Below are 15,195 nucleotides of genomic sequence, written 5' to 3' on the forward strand. Positions count from 1 at the left end.
AGTCGGTCCACATCGCCTTCACCGCCAGCGAGGTCGCCGCGCTTACCGCCCTCAATCAGCAGCTCGAAGCCAGAACCAAACGGCTGAAAAACCCACATCCCCCCGACAGCCTCGCCTGGGCCGCCTGGATCATCGGCCGCCTCGGCGGCTGGGATGGCTATCCATCATCCAAGCCGCCAGGCCCGATCACCTTCAAAACCGGCCTTGAATACTTCCATGCCGTCGCAGTCGGATGGAGCCTCAGAGATCCGTGCATGCCCTAGTGCGAAAGCAGGGACCCATAACCACAAGCGTTTGTAATGTGCTCCGCTGCAACCGCTTGCTTGCCCCACAACGATCGCCTGTGGTTATGGGTCCCGGGTCAAGCCCGGGACGACGGCCGTCATTGCGAGCGGCGGCACCCTCAAAGGATCGCGTGTGGCAAAAAACGCGACGTGTTGCCCGTGATCGGATTCTCGTCCTCGCGGATCGATAGCCCGCATGGGGTGTGATCGATCAGCCAACTCCCGATCACCGGATATTGGCCTGCGAAATTCGGCAGCGGCGCCAGCGCCTGGCGGATGAAGCCTTCGGCGCCGTAGGGCCCCTCCTGCTCGATCAGCGTGGTACCGGCGCGGACAAGCGCGACATTGGCGCCCTCGCGCGAATAGATCGGCTTGCGGACGAACGAGCTGCCGAGCGTTTGCGCGTTCGGATCATCCTCGAAATAGGCCGGCAGCAGATTGGGATGGTTCGGAAACATCTCCCACAGCAGCGGCAGGATGCCTTTGTTGGACAGGATTGCCTTCCACGGCGGCTCGATCCAGCGCGTCGCCGCGCTCGCGAGCCTGGTGCCGAAGGTGTCGTGAAACATCCATTCCCAAGGATAGAGCTTGAATGCGAGCTCGATTGCGCGGTTATCGAGGTCGACAAAGCGGCCGTCCTCGGTAAGGCCGATGCCCTCGATATCGAGCAGCGTGGTCGCAAGGCCGGCCTGCGAGGCGGTGTCCTCCAGATAGGCCAGCGTTGCGGCGTCCTCGGCATTGCCGGTCATGCCGGCAAGATGCAGGTGCTCGCCGGATGCCAATTTCTTCCAGGCGTCGATCAACCGCTCGTGGATCGAATTGTACTGGTCGGATCGCTTCGGGATGATGTTGCGCTCGATCGCCTGCTCGAGCCAGGTCCATTGGAACACCGCCGCCTCGAAGATCGAGGTCGGCGTGTCGGCATTGTACTCCAGCAGCTTGGCCGGTCCGCGCCCGTCGAAGCTGAGATCGAGCCGGCCATAGAGGCTTCCGTCGTCGCGGCGCCAGCTTTCCGCAATCAGCGGCCAGAACGCTTCCGGGGTCTTCAATCGGCGTAGATATTTTTCATCTTCGGTGGCGCGGCCGACGAGTTCGAGGCACATCGCGTGGATCTCGCCGGTCGGCTCCTCGATCCCACGCTCGATCTCGTCCAGCGTGAAGGCGTAGTAGGCGCGTTCGTCCCAATAGCGTTCGCCGCCTATGGTGTGGAAACTGAAGCCGGCGCGCTCGGCGGTCGCCGGCCAGTCGTCACGTTCCGAACAAGGAATGCGCCGCATGCGGATATCAGCTTCCGCCATACGAAGGGTCGAATTCAACGTCACCACGGGCGTTGAAGCGGCGGGGCGTCCCGCCGAAGCCGCCATAGACCGCGCGGCAACTGGGTTTGCCGCCGGGGCCGGGTGCGGCCGTGTTGCCGGGGCCGCAATCAGTGCGCGGTACCAGCCCCATCGAGACGGCGCCGACCGCAACGCTTCCCATCAGTTTCAGGACGACCCGGCGCGAGCGTTTCATGACGGCAGTCCCGTTCTTCCGCCATTTGCGGTGTGACACCAGTCTCCAACAGCGGCCGATGCCAAGGCAAGCAAAAGCAGTCATTTCACGGTGATGTGCGAAGGGTACGCTTCTCTCAACCACCGGAAAAGCCGAAGGCGTGCGCGAACGAGCCGAAGCCGCCGCGGCTGACATGGTTCGATCCGGAGTCGGATGTGCCTGAGGCGGAGTGGCTCGAGGAGGAGCCGCTGCTGGAGTAGCGCGAGCCGCCGCTGGAGCCGTGGCTGGAGGAGGACGATCCGCGCTGCCGGCATTCGGTGTCGCCCTGCGAAAACGACGGCGCCGGGTCGTTCGGCGGCCGCACGCATCAGCGAGTAGGCGGTGGAGCCAAATCTGAGCAATCGCGCCCCCGATTCGCCCGACAACAGAATTGCACGAGCGATTGGTCGGCGCATGACGATGGCGGGTTCAATCCCCGCTTATGGGTTCGTTTGGCCGATGCGAGCCCCGAAGCAGGCGGAATGCCAGCCAGAAAAACAGGATGACCAGCGCGAGCGCGGCGAGCGGCGCGGCCAGGGCCAGAAGTGCCATCAGCGAGGCGCTCCCGAGTTCGGCCGTTGCGACGGCCGAATTCCCAAGGCCGCCGGTGAAGATGGATGATTTTGCCCGGAGTATCGCGGTCAAACCTTGCGTGATGCCGGCAACGCCTCCTCCCGCGATAATGGCCGCCGTCCATTTCACCATCGGCGGCAAGTCGGTCATGACAGCGGCGGAAACGATTGTCCCCGCGACGACAGCAGCGGGCGTCGCCACCGTATCGAGCAGGTTGTCCACACCGGGAATGTAGAACGCGGCGATCTCGGCTATGGCCGCGGTGCCAAGCATGATGATCGCGGCAGGTGTGCCGAGCCATGCAAAGCCCTCATTCAGATTCGCGTGTCCGGTGTAGGCGGCCACGCTCAGGACCAGCAGCGGCAGGAACAGCCGGAAGCCGGTTGCGGCGGCCAAGCCGATGCCAAGCCCAACCGACAGTGCCAGATCGAAGTTCGACATGTGCCGCAAACTCCATCAGCCCGGTTCGGCTGATCGTAACAGCTTTTGCGAAGTTTCGATTGGCCCCGCCAGGTTGAAGATCGCCATGGCGAACAATATTGCCGACCGGTTTGAGGCTGGCGCAAAATAGAAACCCCGCCGTTTCGGCGGGGTTTTCGTCGGAGCAGCGAGATCGGGGCGATTAGGCCGGGATGCGTTCGTCCGCCTCGTGCGGCTCGCGCAGCACGTAGCCGCGGCCCCACACGGTCTCGATGAAGTTGCGGCCTTCGGAGGCGTTGGCGAGCTTCTTGCGCAGCTTGCAGATGAAGACGTCGATGATCTTCAATTCCGGCTCGTCCATGCCGCCATAGAGATGGTTCAGGAACATTTCCTTGGTCAACGTGGTGCCCTTGCGCAGCGAGAGCAGCTCCAGCATCTGATATTCCTTGCCGGTCAGATGCACGCGCTGGCCGCCGACTTCCACCGTCTTGGTGTCGAGATTGACCACGAGATCGCCGGTCTGGATGACGGACTGGGCATGGCCCTTGGAGCGGCGCACGATAGCGTGGATACGCGCGACCAGCTCGTCCTTGTGGAAGGGTTTGGTCATGTAGTCGTCGGCGCCGACGCCGAGACCCTTGACCTTGTCCTCGATGCCGGCGAGGCCGGATAGGATCAGAATGGGGGTTTTGATCTTGGAGACCCGGAGCTGCTTCAGCACGTCGTAGCCGGACATGTCGGGCAGGTTCAGGTCGAGAAGGATAATGTCGTAGTCATAGAGTTTGCCGAGATCGACGCCTTCTTCTCCGAGGTCCGTCGTATAGACGTTGAAACTCTCGGATTTGAGCATCAATTCGATCGACTGCGCGACGGCGCTGTCATCTTCTATCAGCAAAACGCGCATGCCAGTCCCCTTTAGTCGCCGCTCCTGGGCGTCAGGTCGGCCGCACTTGCGGCACTCACAAAACGCCTTTGCACAACTGATTCGGATCCTGACGAGACATGGTTAACAAAAACTGATTCCCATTCGCAAGGTCCGCGGTGCAATTTTTTTCGAATCGCCCTAAGATGTTGCGCAGAAGCAGCTTTTCTCATCCGTTCTCGTTCAAGCTCCACTTTAAGAGGCCGGACTAACCGACTCTTGCGACTCGCCCTTCTTCTGAACAGGCAAGCGACCTCAGTCACCCAAAGACAGTGACGCAATGATTAATGATGCGGGTAAACACGAAGTTAAGCGGATGCGGAGAAATCGGCGAAACTTAAGGTTTTCGCAATGAAAGCGCTCGCGGAACAGATCGGCGACATCGACGGCGTCAATATTTATGGCCGCGTGGTCGGCGTTCGCGGGCTCATGGTTGAGATCGCCGGCCCCATCCATGCGATGTCGGTCGGCGCCCGCATCGTGATCGACGTTGGCGGCAATCGCTTCATCCCGGCGGAGGTCATCGGCTTCTCCGGCAGCAACGCGGTGGTGATGCCGTTCGGTGGTCTCGAAGGCGTCAGGCGTGGCTGCCGTGCTGTCATCGCCAACGCCGCCGGCTTCGTGCGGCCGTCGGCGGCCTGGCTCGGCCGCGTCGTCAACGCGATGGGCGAGCCGATCGACGGAAAGGGTCCGCTGCCGCAGGGCGCCTCTCCCGTTCCCTTCCGCAACGCACCGCCGCCGGCGCATTCGCGCAAGCGGGTCGGCAGCCCGCTCGATCTCGGCATCCGCGCGCTCAACACGTTCCTGACCTGCTGCCGAGGCCAACGGCTCGGCATCTTCGCCGGCTCCGGCGTCGGCAAGTCGGTGCTGCTCTCGATGCTGGCGCGCAATGTCGATGCCGACATCTCGGTGATCGGGCTGATCGGCGAACGCGGCCGCGAGGTGCAGGAATTCCTCCAGGAAGACCTCGGCGAGGAGGGCCTCGCGCGCTCGGTGGTCGTGGTCGCGACCTCCGACGAGCCGGCCTTGATGCGGCGGCAGGCCGCTTACCTCACGCTCGCGATCGCGGAGTATTTTCGCGATGAGGACAAGGAGGTGCTGTGCCTGATGGATTCGGTGACGCGCTTTGCCATGGCGCAGCGCGAGATCGGGCTGTCCGCCGGCGAGCCGCCGACCGCCAAGGGCTATACGCCGACGGTGTTCACCGAACTGCCGAAGCTTCTGGAGCGGGCAGGGCCGGGGACCGGGGTCGGCGCCATCACCGCGATCTTCACGGTGCTGGTCGATGGCGACGACCACAATGAGCCGATCGCCGATGCCGTGCGCGGCATCCTCGATGGTCACATCGTGATGCAGCGCTCGATCGCCGAGCGCGGGCGCTATCCTGCGATCAACATCCTCAAATCGGTCTCCCGCACGATGCCGCGCTCGGCCGACCCGGCATTTCTCCCCGTTATCACCAGGGCGCGGCAGGTGATGGCGACATATGCTGATATGGAAGAGTTGATCCGGCTCGGCGCCTACCGGGCCGGTTCCAGCCCGGAAGTGGACGAGGCGATCCGCCTGCACGAGCCTTTGGAGGCCTTCCTGCGCCAGGGCAAGGGCGAGTCTGTCAGTTTGGCCGACGGCTATCGGCAACTGGCGCAAATCCTCTCGAATTTGGAAACGGAACGCTAACTTTGTCGGGCCATCATCCGCGGCATGTCATTAGCTGCGCCGGCGGGGTCCAGGGGGAGCCGGCCTTGTCCCGCGTTCGAAATCGGGACTTCTGGGGAGTATGAGTCGATGAAGTCACGTGACACGCTGATCCGCCTGAAGAAATTTCAGGTCGACGAGAAGCGCCGCAGGGTCACCCAGATCGAAGGCATGATCGCCGATTTCCATCGCATGTCGGTGGAGCTTGAACGCGAGATTCAGGTCGAGCAGGAGCGAGCCGGGATCAACGATCCCGCTCACTTTGCCTATCCGACCTATGCCAAGGCTGCGATCCAGCGCCGCGAAAACCTGACCCGCTCCGCTGACGAGCTACGCATCCAGCTCGAGGAGGCCAAGGCGCAGCTCGGCGAAGCCTTCGAGGAACTCAAGAAGGTCGAGCTCCTGGACGAGCGCGACCAGGCCCGCGAGCGCGCTGAAGAGAGCGCCCGGGAGCAGGCCGACATGGACTCGATCGGCTTGATGCGGGCGCGTCTCGGCGTTGCCTGAATCCTGAACCTCTCCACGTTGGATGGGAACCGAACCCGGGCTGCGAAGCCCGGGTTTTGCTTTGGAAAGGTCCCGAATCCATCGGCTGGTGGACCGCGGCCTGCCGAACTATGCTACGAGAAGATAGGATTAATTCCCGGCATCAGGCGAACAGGGATCGCGATTTGGGGGATGCTGAATGCTGACGCCGGCTGAACTGGTCTGGCTGATCGCTGCCGTTGCGAAGGGGGATGAGGCCGCTTTCGAGCGATTGTACGTGGCCACGCGGGCGAAACTCTTCGGCGTCGTCCTGCGTATCTTGCGGCGACAGGATCTTGCCGAGGAGGTCATTCAGGATACTTACGTCAAGATCTGGAACAGCGCGGGACAATTCGACCCGGCGCTGGCGTCGCCGATCACCTGGATGGCATCCATTGCCCGCAACCGCGCCATCGACATGGTCCGCAAGAAGAGCGAAATCTCGCTGGAGGAAGAGCCTGCGGCGATGGAGGTCGCGGCCGAGACGCCCGATCCGCTGGCGCGACGCGAGATGACGGAGGAACTGCGCCGCTTGTTGGAATGCGTCGGCCGTCTGGAGCCGGACCGGCAGAAGCTCGTGCTGCTTGCCTATTACAACGGCTGGAGCCGCGAGCAGCTCGCCGTCAAATTCGAGACGCCGGTGAACACGGTGAAGACATGGCTGCGCCGTAGCCTATTGGAGATCAGGGAGTGTCTTGGGTTTTGAAGGCTTGGATTTTGAAGGCCTGGGTTTTGAAGGCTTGGGTTTTGACGTCGTGTGATGGCTCATAACGAGGACCATATCGCGCTCGCCGCCGAGTACGCGCTCGGCTCGCTCGATGCGGAGGAGCGCGCGCAGGTCGAGACCATGATGGCGATGGACAAGGAGTTCACCGCCCTCGTGCAGGCCTGGGAATTCAGGCTCGGCCCGCTCAACCAGATGGTGGGCCTGGTCGAGCCGCGGCCGATCGTGTGGGAGAACATCAAGAGCGCGATCGCGCAATCCTCCGCACCGGAGGCGCCCTTGGCCCTGCCGCCGGAAGCCCCGTCATCTTCGCCACCGCCGGTCGAGCCGAGAGTCGTCGCCGGGCCCCCCGTCCAACGGGCGCCGGTCGTCGACAACGACCGCGTCGTCCAGCTCACAAGCCGGCTCAGACGCTGGCGCGGCGTGGCGTCGGCGGTGAGCGCGATCGCGGCGGCGCTCCTGGTGGTGCTGGGGCTTCAGGTCTACCGCCCCGATGCCCTGCCTGACGCCATCCGTCCGAAGCCCCGTACAGAGATCGTGGAGGTCAAGACACCGCCCCCGCCGCCCTCGGGACAATTTGTCGCCGTGCTGCAGCAGGACGGCAACTCGCCAGCCTTCATCCTGACCGTCGATGCCGCCACCAGGAACTTCACGGTGCGCCGGGTCGGTGCGACGCCGGAGCCCGGCAAGAGCTTCGAGCTGTGGCTGATCTCGGACAAGCTGCCGCAGCCGCGCTCGCTCGGCGTGATCGGCGCTGATGATTTCACCGAGCGCCCGGTGCTGTCGTCCATCGATGCCGCCACGATCAATGATGCGACCTACGCAGTCACCGTCGAGCCGGAGGGCGGGTCGCCGACGGGCATGCCGACCTCGGCACCGATCTTCTCCGGCAGGCTGATCGAGAGCGTGCCGCCCGGAACCGCTGATTCAAAATAAAAAGAAAACGCCCGTGGGGAGCGGGCGTTTTCGATAGTCAACTTGGGGGTAGTTGGGGGTCTTAATATCCACGTGGCCTTTGGGGGGCTGTAAAGAACCACGTGAATTCCGTAAATTCCTCTCTTGCTCTAGCGTACGAGCGAATTGTTCGATGAGGTGATGGCCACCGGCTTGCCGGCCTTCATCACCCGCGCGGTCTGGTACTCGTCCACGCTGTTACGCGCCATGATGCCAAGGCCGGCCACAACCACACCCGCTACGAGTGCAACGACCACAATCTTCAGATGGGTCGTCCGATCCGCGCTGTAGATCGAGTGGTTCATGGAAGTCTCCTGCCGCCTTCCCTGTCGCTTACTTTTTGTCGGTCGCCTCTTCCGACAGGTTCAACATCCTTGCGCCCTTCCAACATAGGAATCGCCGATTCCGTTCCGTAGAGGCGATCACAAGCCCGTGAACAGACGTGATCCGACGCGATCGAAATCCGCGTTGGCGGGAATATTATTCAGTTATTGCAATGCGTTAGATCGAGAGTGGGGCGCGGCGACGATAAGCTGTTGAAATTAAGCCATTTTCTACAAACAAGTTGCATGTGACGAAAATGCTGCGTCGCTTTGCGACTGATTTGCGGGCCGGTCACACGCTCCCGACGGTCTTCAAGCGTGCCCGCGGATGGATTTCCGCCTGCGACAAAACGGTCGTCTGCGAGCGGAAGCGTTCAACCAGCGAGCGAACGAAGGGCCGGATCGCGGCCGAGGTCACCAGCACCGGCGCTTCGCCTTCGCGCGCGGCCTGCTCGAAGGCGTTGCGGGTCGCGGTCATGAATTCCGACAATTTGGACGGCTGCATCGCAAGGCTCCTGTCCTCGCCCGTGCCCACGATCGATTCCGCGAACGCCTGCTCCCAGCGCGCCGACAGCGCAATCAGCGGCAGGTAGCCGTTGTAGGAAGTGTTCTGCGCGCAGATCTGCCGCGCCAGGCGGGCGCGAACATGCTCGACCATGGTCGCCGGATTGCGCGAGAAGGCGAGCGCGTCGGCAATGCCTTCGAGGATGGTCGAGAGGTCGCGGATCGAGACGCGCTCGGCCAGCAGCAGTTGCAGCACGCGCTGGATGCCGGAGATCGTGACCTGGCTCGGCACGATATCCTTGATCAGCTCGCCCTGTTCCTTCGGCAGTTCCTTGAGCAGCTTCTGCACCTCGCCGTAGGACAACAGGTCCGACATGTTGTTCTTGAGCAGCTCGGTCAGGTGCGTCGACAGCACGGTGGCGGCATCGACCACGGTGTAGCCCTTCAGCGAGGCCTCTTCCTTCAGCGCGGCGTCGACCCAGGTCGCAGGCAGACCAAACGTCGGCTCGACGGTATGGATGCCGGGGATCGCAACCTGGTTGCCGCCGGGGTCCATCACCATGAACTGGTTCGGCCAGATCCGCCCCGTGCCGGCATCGACCTCCTTGATCTTGATGACATAGGTGTTGGCCTCGAGCTGGACGTTGTCGAGGATGCGCACCGCCGGCATCACGAAGCCCATCTCGACCGCGAGCGAGCGGCGCAGTGCCTTGATCTGCTCGGTCAATCGGTCGGTGCCGTCGGGGCCGTTGACGAGCGGCAGCAGCGCATAGCCGAGCTCGATCTTGAGGTCGTCGATCTTGAGCGCGCTCGAGATCGGCTCCTCGGCGGCTGCTGCGGCTGCCGCTGCCGCAGCAGTAGGGGCGGCCGCAGCGGCGGCCTGGACGGCCTTGGCGGCATGCTTCTGCTTGCGCGCGGTCCAGGCTAGCGCGGCGGCGCCGGAGCCCAGCGCCAGGAACGGGATCATCGGAATGCCCGGCAGCAGCGACAGCACGATCATGACGCCGGCCGACATGCCGAGCGCCTGCGGGTAGCCCGAGAGCTGTTTCATCAGCGCCTTGTCGGCGGCGCCGGAGACGCCAGCTTTCGAGACCAGGAGGCCCGCGGCGGTCGAGACGATCAGCGCCGGGACCTGCGTCACCAAGCCATCGCCGACGGTCAGCACGGTGTAGGTGCGCGCGGCTTCGGCAAAGCCGAGGCCCTGCTGGGCGACGCCGATGATGATGCCGCCGACGACGTTGATGAAGACCACGAGCAGGCCGGCGATCGCGTCGCCACGGACGAATTTCGAGGCACCGTCCATGGCGCCGAAGAAGCCGCTTTCGTCCTCCAGCTCCTTGCGCCGTTCCTTGGCGACCTTCTCGTCGATCAAGCCGGCGGAGAGGTCGGCGTCGATGGCCATCTGCTTGCCCGGCATCGAATCCAGATGGAAGCGTGCCGCGACTTCGGCGATGCGGCCCGAACCCTTGGTGATGACGACGAAGTTGACGATGACCAGGATCGCGAACACGATGATCCCGATCACGAAATTGCCGCCCATCACGAAATTGCCGAAGGCCTCGATGACGTGGCCGGCGGCTGCCGTGCCCTCATGCCCGCGCGACAGGATCAACCGGGTCGAGGCCAGGTTGAGCGACAGCCGCAGCATGGTCGAGATCAACAGGATGGTCGGGAACGAGGAGAATTCCAGCGGCGCCTGGATGAACAGGGCGGTCATCAGGATCAGGACCGACAGCGTGATCGAGATCGCCAGGAACAGATCGAGGACGATCGAGGGCAGCGGCAGGATCAGCACCACCAGGATGGTGAGGATGCCGAAGGCGAGCGCGATGTCGCCGCGCTTCAGGATGTTGGTGATGTCGGCGAAAGAGAAGCCGCCGGATGCCGTGCCCTGACCCGCCGTCACGTCGACCATGGTAGCCCGATCCCCCCGCGCCTGCCGGGCGCGGCCGCCAAATGTCTGCGCGGCGGCTTGCGGGCCGCCGCTCCGAAAGTGAGGCACCGCGCTGGCGTCCACGGGGGATCCCCTCCCGTCATCCGCGACCGACGACACTCGACTTCACCCGGCAATTTTTGCCCAGCGTATGGTTAGTAAAGGGTTAACGACACTGTCCTTTCGGGAGGCTGGGGGAGGATGAGGCCGCCCGTGGCCTCGCCCTTCGAGACGACCGCTGCGCGATCTCCTCAGGGTGAGAGGATGGAGCGGAGTGCGTGGCTCTCCACCTCATTCTCGGTGTCGTCCCCCACGAAAGCGGGGACCCATAACCACAGGGAAGTGCGGTGACGCGAGCAAGCGGTTGCAGCGGAGCACACCACAAAGGCCTGTGGTTATGGGTCCCGGGTCAAGCCCGGGACGACGTGGGGATGGGTTCGGATTCAAATGTCAAACAGCGGAGAGAATGTGAGTTCGCGTTCTCGCGGCGCATTGCGTCCGAGGTTTGCGTCTCGTTTCACCCTCCTCGATATCAGAGGGCGCAGGGAAAGCCGGGTGCTGGTTGCACCCGTGGGTCCCGTGCAACAAAAAGCACGGGGGTAGGACCACAGGTTCAACCGAAGCATTCCGGCTTTCCCTGCGCGATGGTGTTACGGTTTCCTTCGTGCTCTCCTCGGTGACCGGGCTTTCTTGCCACCGTCGCTCTGTTCAACGAACAAAACTTAGCGCCAGCGTCGGGGCGCCAGGACCACACGACTTCGCCGTCCGCTGATGCTGCGTTCGTCTATCGCAACATCCGCGTCCACCGCATCTCACCGCAACGTTCGTGACGATCGCGACCCGCCCCTCATTCGGGTGAGACGCGCGGAGTTAAAGCACTGATTTGCCCGACGGCGGAAGCGGAATGTTTTTCGCTACAGGGCTGGACGGGGCAAATCAGGTTGAAATCGCAGGTGAATTTTTCTTCGTCATTCCGGGGCGATGCGACAGCGTCGAGCTATGATGTGCAATTGCACATCAGAGAATCCATTTCTCCGCTCGTGCATGCGGCTAGATGGATTCCGGGCTCGCGCTGCGCGCGCCCCGGAATGACGGAGAGTGAGGCGCGCGGCATCACGAAAACCGGCGCACGGGCCGAGATGCAGACAAACGGATTTGATTCGTGCTCATCAAGCACTCCGCAGAAGATCAGACGCTCCGCACAAGAAAAAGGAAACGACCGACGAGGAGCCGGCCATGCACAGGACACTCGATCCCACTCAAGACGGCCGATACGACAGCGCTCGCGACCGGGCTCTCTCCCTGCCGCTGGAAGGGCTCGATCCCGCAGATCCCGAGCTGTTCCGCTCCAACACCCATTGGCCCTACTTCGATCGGCTGCGCAAGGAAGATCCGGTCCACTACACCAGCGACAGCATGTTCGGCGCGTATTGGTCCATCACCAGATACGAGGACATCATCGATGTTGAAGCCAATCATGCGGTGTTCTCCTCGGCGTCGGCGCTTGGCGGCATCACCCTGGTCGACGTGACACCCGACCTGCGCCGCGAGAGCTTCATCAGCATGGATCCTCCGCGCCATGCCGCTCAGCGCAAGACGATAGCTCCAGTATTCACGTCAACACATCTCGAACAGTTGGCAATCGGCATCCGTGAGCGCTCTGTCGAATGCTTCGACAATCTGCCGACGAGCGAGGTGTTCGACTGGGTCGGCCGGGTCTCGATCGAGCTGACCACGCAGATGCTGGCCGTCCTGTTTGATTTCCCCTTCGAGGATCGCCGAAAGCTGACGCGCTGGTCTGATCTGGCAACGACCATTCCGGGCCCCGGAGGTGTCGTTGCGACCGAGGACGAGCGGCAGGCTGAACTTGAAGAATGCGCGCGATATTTCAGCCGGCTCTGGGACGCGCGCATCAACCAGCCGCCGAAAAGCGATCTGTTGTCGCTGATGGCGCACAGCCCGGCCGCGCGCGACGTGGATCCGAAAAATTTCCTCGGTAATCTGCTGCTTTTGATCGTCGGCGGGAACGAGACTACTCGCAATACCTTGTCGGGCAGCATCTATGCGGTCAATCGGCATTGGGATCAGTATCAGAAGCTCAGGAAGAGTCCTGCCCTGATCGATAGTTTCGTGCAGGAGGTGATCCGCTGGCAGACGCCAGTTGCCCATATGCGGCGGACGGCACTTTCCGACATCGAGTTCCGCGGCAAGCTGATCAGGAAGGGCGATAAAGTCGCGATGTGGTATGTCTCGGGCAACCGCGACGAAGAGGTCATCGAGAAGCCTTACGAGTTCATCATCGATCGGCAGCGACCGCGCCAGCATCTGTCGTTCGGCTTTGGTATTCACCGCTGCGTCGGGCTTAGGCTCGCCGAGCTGCAGCTCAAGATCATCTGGGAAGAAATCCTGAAGCGTTTCGAGCGTATAGAAGTGGTCGACGAACCGAGGCGAGTGTATTCGAATTTCGTCAATGGCTACGAGACCCTGCCTGTTCGGATTGCCAGATAGCGAACACCGGAGTCCGCTCATGGCCCGAGGCGGTGAGTGGCCTTCAGGAACTCGCCAGCACGCTCGCCGATGACGACGCATGGGGCCATGGTATTGCCGGTCGTCACCCGCGGCAGGACCGATCCGTCGGCGATCCGCAAATGATCGAGACCGTAAACGCGCAAGTCGTGGTCGACCACCGACATGGCATCGCGCCCCATCTTGGCAGTGCAGGTTTGGTGCGAGTGGCTGACCGTCGCATTACGGATGAACGTTTCCAGCCCGGAATCGTCGACCGGTCCCGGCACGAGTTCTCTTTTCATGAAAGGTCGCAAGGCCGGTGAATTGCCGATAGCCCTGCAGAACTCGACACAGGTCTTCAGCGCCTTCAGATCGGCGGGATCGTCGAGGCAGTTTGCATCGATCTCGACCGGGTCGTCTGGATTGGGTCCGGTCAGTCGGAGGCAGCCCCGGCTGGCGGTGCGCAGTACCGCATTTGTCAGTGACCAACTATCGGGCGGCAGCGGATCCTTGGCGGCCTGCGGACTGGCATAGGGTGCCTCGACCATGAGCGTCTGCAGGTCCGGCACCTCGAGCGCGGAGTCACTGCGCCAAAGTGCGGTCGCTTCCGTCAAATTGTTGCGGCGTTCAATAGGCCCACACGACTCCCAGACGCATGGTGCCATGAAGTGATCCTGGAAGTTCTGGCCGACGCCGGGCAGATGCTGGACAAGAGGAATGCCGAAGCGTTTCAGCTCGGCCTCATCGCCGATACCGGACTGCATGAGCAGCTTGGGCGTGTGAATGGCGCCCAGCGACAGCACGACTTCGCCAGCACCGATGCGACGCATCTTGCCCTCATACGCGACCTCCACGCCGGTCACTCGCTTGCCGGCCAACGTTAGACGAGTGACGAGTGCGCCTGTCAGGACCGTGAGGTTTGAACGATCCATGATAGGATAGACATAGGAACGAAAGATGGATTGCCGTCGGCCATCGCGGACGCACAGGTTGGTGAGGGCGGCGCCACCATGGCCCTCCATCATCACGCCGTTCTGGTCATCGAACGTCGGAACGCCGACGGTGGCAAAGGCCTCGATCATCGCGGCGGCGAGAGGATGCGGATCAGGCGCCGGTTGCACGAAGACCATCCCCCCGGAGCCGCGGCGGACTGCATCCGGTGCGCCGTGCCAGTCCTCGATGCGCCGATAGATCTGCAGCACGGATTGATAGTTCCAGCCGTCATCACCGGCTTCCGCCGCGAAGCCATCCCAATCCGCTTTGTGGCCGCGCGACCAAACCATCACGTTGATACTGGATCCGCCGCCGAGCACCTTGCCCATGGACATGGGAATGGCGCGATCGTTCAGCCGAGGATTTGGCATCGCGTTGAAGGACCAGTCGTGTTCGCCACGGCGAAGGGCGGGCCAACGCGACGCGCTCATGATGTCAGGCACGTCATCGCTGCCGCCGGCCTCGAGCAGGAGAACGCTGACGTCGGCATTCTCCGCCAAACGCCGCGCCACTACTGAACCCGATGACCCCGACCCGCAAATGATGAAGTCATAGTGGGACTTCAACTCAGCTCTCAGCTTCTGCTGATTGGCCTGAACACGAGCGGCAAGGTCGTCGGCCATGATTTTCCTCTTGCACGATCGCCATCATGGGACGGCGCTTGCCTGATATTCCTCGGCGAATTCTATCAGGAGTCCGAAGCGCCGCTGTTATCGATGAGCGGCATCACCGAAGTGTGTCCCGCCCAGGCAAAGGTTACAGCCGCAACACTTGGTGTCTGAGGACGCGAGAATCCCGGGGTGGGTTGGTCGAGCCACACGCATCGTAACTTCCACGCGTGAGAGTGATGGCGTAACGCACGGGTCAGAGGCGCAACGGATGGCGGATTACGTTTTTGGCTGCACTCGTTGAAGCAACGGAGAACGGGACGCTGGATCATGAACCGATTAGACGGAATCGGATCATGATCTCATCTTTGTTCAAGCATGAGTTCCGTGCAAACGGTTCCCGTTCGTCGGATGCGGAGCGCTCGCCGCTTTAACAAGTTGTAAACTTCTCCCGATCAATTTGACGGACTTCGCCCACATAGCAAGGAGCTCCAAATGTTGCGCCGCGAGCGTAAAGAGTTGGAACAAAAGCTTGCGCAAACCCGAAGGCTGGCACAGGAACCGACCGATCTGTTTACGCTTGAACGGTTGGCACAGCTTATCGAGGACTTGGAGTTTCGGTTGGAGGCCGGTCGCGTCGCCGCCTAGGCATTTTCGGTTCTGATGGAATCAGAACCGAAGCTCTAGATTCTTGTTTTG

14 protein-coding genes and 1 pseudogene are annotated in these 15,195 nt (G+C 62.4%); 8 read left to right on the forward strand and 7 right to left on the reverse strand.

The window, feature by feature from the left end; translation table 11 throughout:
* Nucleotides 1–263, forward strand: a pseudogene (locus YY7_RS61765) (IS4 family transposase); the annotation flags it as partial.
* 140 nt (nucleotides 264–403) lie between these two features.
* On the opposite strand, the gene YY7_RS0104035 reads toward YY7_RS61765, so the two are convergent.
* The 4 genes from YY7_RS0104035 to ctrA form a co-directional block, all read right to left on the reverse strand.
* Nucleotides 404–1,561, reverse strand: coding sequence for a glutathionylspermidine synthase family protein (locus tag YY7_RS0104035; protein WP_028162099.1), 1,158 nt, complete (start codon nucleotides 1,559–1,561; stop codon nucleotides 404–406).
* A gap of 7 nt (nucleotides 1,562–1,568) precedes the next feature.
* Complete coding sequence (locus tag YY7_RS50685) at nucleotides 1,569–1,796, reverse strand: hypothetical protein (protein WP_051396517.1); 228 nt, start codon at nucleotides 1,794–1,796, stop codon at nucleotides 1,569–1,571.
* A 447-nt stretch (nucleotides 1,797–2,243) separates the two neighbouring features.
* On the reverse strand, nucleotides 2,244–2,828 hold the full coding sequence (locus tag YY7_RS0104050; protein WP_028162100.1) for a DUF4126 domain-containing protein: 585 nt from the start codon (nucleotides 2,826–2,828) through the stop codon (nucleotides 2,244–2,246).
* A 181-nt stretch (nucleotides 2,829–3,009) separates the two neighbouring features.
* Complete coding sequence (gene ctrA, locus YY7_RS0104055; RefSeq protein WP_016848562.1) at nucleotides 3,010–3,711, reverse strand: response regulator transcription factor CtrA; 702 nt, start codon at nucleotides 3,709–3,711, stop codon at nucleotides 3,010–3,012.
* A 369-nt stretch (nucleotides 3,712–4,080) separates the two neighbouring features.
* Between ctrA and fliI the strand changes: the two genes are divergently transcribed.
* The 4 genes from fliI to YY7_RS0104075 all read left to right on the forward strand — a co-directional run bounded on the left by fliI (nucleotide 4,081) and on the right by YY7_RS0104075 (nucleotide 7,609).
* Complete coding sequence (gene fliI, locus YY7_RS0104060) at nucleotides 4,081–5,406, forward strand: flagellar protein export ATPase FliI (protein WP_028162101.1); 1,326 nt, start codon at nucleotides 4,081–4,083, stop codon at nucleotides 5,404–5,406.
* Nucleotides 5,407–5,514: 108 nt separating this feature from the next.
* Complete coding sequence (gene fliJ / locus YY7_RS0104065; RefSeq protein ID WP_028162102.1) at nucleotides 5,515–5,931, forward strand: flagellar export protein FliJ; 417 nt, start codon at nucleotides 5,515–5,517, stop codon at nucleotides 5,929–5,931.
* Nucleotides 5,932–6,109: 178 nt separating this feature from the next.
* Nucleotides 6,110–6,655 (forward strand): sigma-70 family RNA polymerase sigma factor, encoded by a 546-nt coding sequence (locus YY7_RS0104070; RefSeq protein WP_028162103.1) that lies wholly within the window; start codon nucleotides 6,110–6,112, stop codon nucleotides 6,653–6,655.
* A 54-nt stretch (nucleotides 6,656–6,709) separates the two neighbouring features.
* Nucleotides 6,710–7,609 carry an anti-sigma factor gene (locus tag YY7_RS0104075; RefSeq protein WP_028162104.1) on the forward strand — a complete coding sequence of 300 codons (900 nt, stop codon included), beginning with the start codon at nucleotides 6,710–6,712 and terminating at the stop codon, nucleotides 7,607–7,609.
* A 128-nt stretch (nucleotides 7,610–7,737) separates the two neighbouring features.
* On the opposite strand, the gene YY7_RS0104080 is transcribed toward YY7_RS0104075, so the two are convergent.
* Both YY7_RS0104080 and flhA read right to left on the reverse strand, forming a co-directional pair.
* Nucleotides 7,738–7,932: a hypothetical protein gene (locus YY7_RS0104080; protein ID WP_028162105.1), complete on the reverse strand. Its 195-nt coding sequence runs from the start codon at nucleotides 7,930–7,932 to the stop codon at nucleotides 7,738–7,740.
* Nucleotides 7,933–8,242: 310 nt separating this feature from the next.
* Nucleotides 8,243–10,471 (reverse strand): flagellar biosynthesis protein FlhA, encoded by a 2,229-nt coding sequence (flhA, locus tag YY7_RS0104085; protein ID WP_155255030.1) that lies wholly within the window; start codon nucleotides 10,469–10,471, stop codon nucleotides 8,243–8,245.
* Between the two features lie 1,152 nt (nucleotides 10,472–11,623).
* On the opposite strand from flhA, the gene YY7_RS0104095 reads away from it, so the two are divergent.
* Complete coding sequence (locus YY7_RS0104095; RefSeq protein ID WP_028162107.1) at nucleotides 11,624–12,895, forward strand: cytochrome P450; 1,272 nt, start codon at nucleotides 11,624–11,626, stop codon at nucleotides 12,893–12,895.
* A 17-nt stretch (nucleotides 12,896–12,912) separates the two neighbouring features.
* Here YY7_RS0104095 and YY7_RS0104100 read toward each other — a convergent pair whose 3' ends face one another.
* The gene (locus tag YY7_RS0104100) at nucleotides 12,913–14,511 is read right to left on the reverse strand and encodes a GMC family oxidoreductase (RefSeq protein WP_051396519.1); all 1,599 of its coding nucleotides are present in this window, start codon (nucleotides 14,509–14,511) and stop codon (nucleotides 12,913–12,915) included.
* Between YY7_RS0104100 and YY7_RS61770 the strand changes: the two genes are divergently transcribed.
* Together YY7_RS61770 and YY7_RS60060 are read left to right on the forward strand one after the other, a co-directional pair.
* The gene (locus YY7_RS61770; protein ID WP_196237225.1) at nucleotides 14,443–14,670 is read left to right on the forward strand and encodes a hypothetical protein; all 228 of its coding nucleotides are present in this window, start codon (nucleotides 14,443–14,445) and stop codon (nucleotides 14,668–14,670) included. The two genes, YY7_RS0104100 and YY7_RS61770, sit on opposite strands and share 69 nt — an antisense overlap.
* Before the next feature lie 321 nt (nucleotides 14,671–14,991).
* Nucleotides 14,992–15,144 (forward strand): hypothetical protein, encoded by a 153-nt coding sequence (locus YY7_RS60060; RefSeq protein ID WP_155255031.1) that lies wholly within the window; start codon nucleotides 14,992–14,994, stop codon nucleotides 15,142–15,144.
* Nucleotides 15,145–15,195 lie beyond the last annotated feature (51 nt).

The sequence above is a fragment of the Bradyrhizobium elkanii WSM2783 genome, from assembly GCF_000472865.1.
Lineage (GTDB): Bacteria > Pseudomonadota > Alphaproteobacteria > Rhizobiales > Xanthobacteraceae > Bradyrhizobium > Bradyrhizobium elkanii_A.

Coding starts and splice junctions, on each gene's coding strand:
- fliI (WP_028162101.1), top strand. CDS start 4,081: ATGAAAGCGCTCGCGGAACAGATCGGCGACATCGACGGCGTCAATATT.
- YY7_RS50685 (WP_051396517.1), bottom strand. CDS start 1,796: ATGAAACGCTCGCGCCGGGTCGTCCTGAAACTGATGGGAAGCGTTGCG.
- YY7_RS0104035 (WP_028162099.1), bottom strand. CDS start 1,561: ATGCGGCGCATTCCTTGTTCGGAACGTGACGACTGGCCGGCGACCGCC.
- YY7_RS0104100 (WP_051396519.1), bottom strand. CDS start 14,511: ATGGCCGACGACCTTGCCGCTCGTGTTCAGGCCAATCAGCAGAAGCTG.
- fliJ (WP_028162102.1), top strand. CDS start 5,515: ATGAAGTCACGTGACACGCTGATCCGCCTGAAGAAATTTCAGGTCGAC.
- YY7_RS0104075 (WP_028162104.1), top strand. CDS start 6,710: ATGGCTCATAACGAGGACCATATCGCGCTCGCCGCCGAGTACGCGCTC.
- ctrA (WP_016848562.1), bottom strand. CDS start 3,711: ATGCGCGTTTTGCTGATAGAAGATGACAGCGCCGTCGCGCAGTCGATC.
- YY7_RS0104080 (WP_028162105.1), bottom strand. CDS start 7,932: ATGAACCACTCGATCTACAGCGCGGATCGGACGACCCATCTGAAGATT.
- YY7_RS0104070 (WP_028162103.1), top strand. CDS start 6,110: ATGCTGACGCCGGCTGAACTGGTCTGGCTGATCGCTGCCGTTGCGAAG.
- YY7_RS0104095 (WP_028162107.1), top strand. CDS start 11,624: ATGCACAGGACACTCGATCCCACTCAAGACGGCCGATACGACAGCGCT.
- YY7_RS60060 (WP_155255031.1), top strand. CDS start 14,992: ATGTTGCGCCGCGAGCGTAAAGAGTTGGAACAAAAGCTTGCGCAAACC.
- YY7_RS0104050 (WP_028162100.1), bottom strand. CDS start 2,828: ATGTCGAACTTCGATCTGGCACTGTCGGTTGGGCTTGGCATCGGCTTG.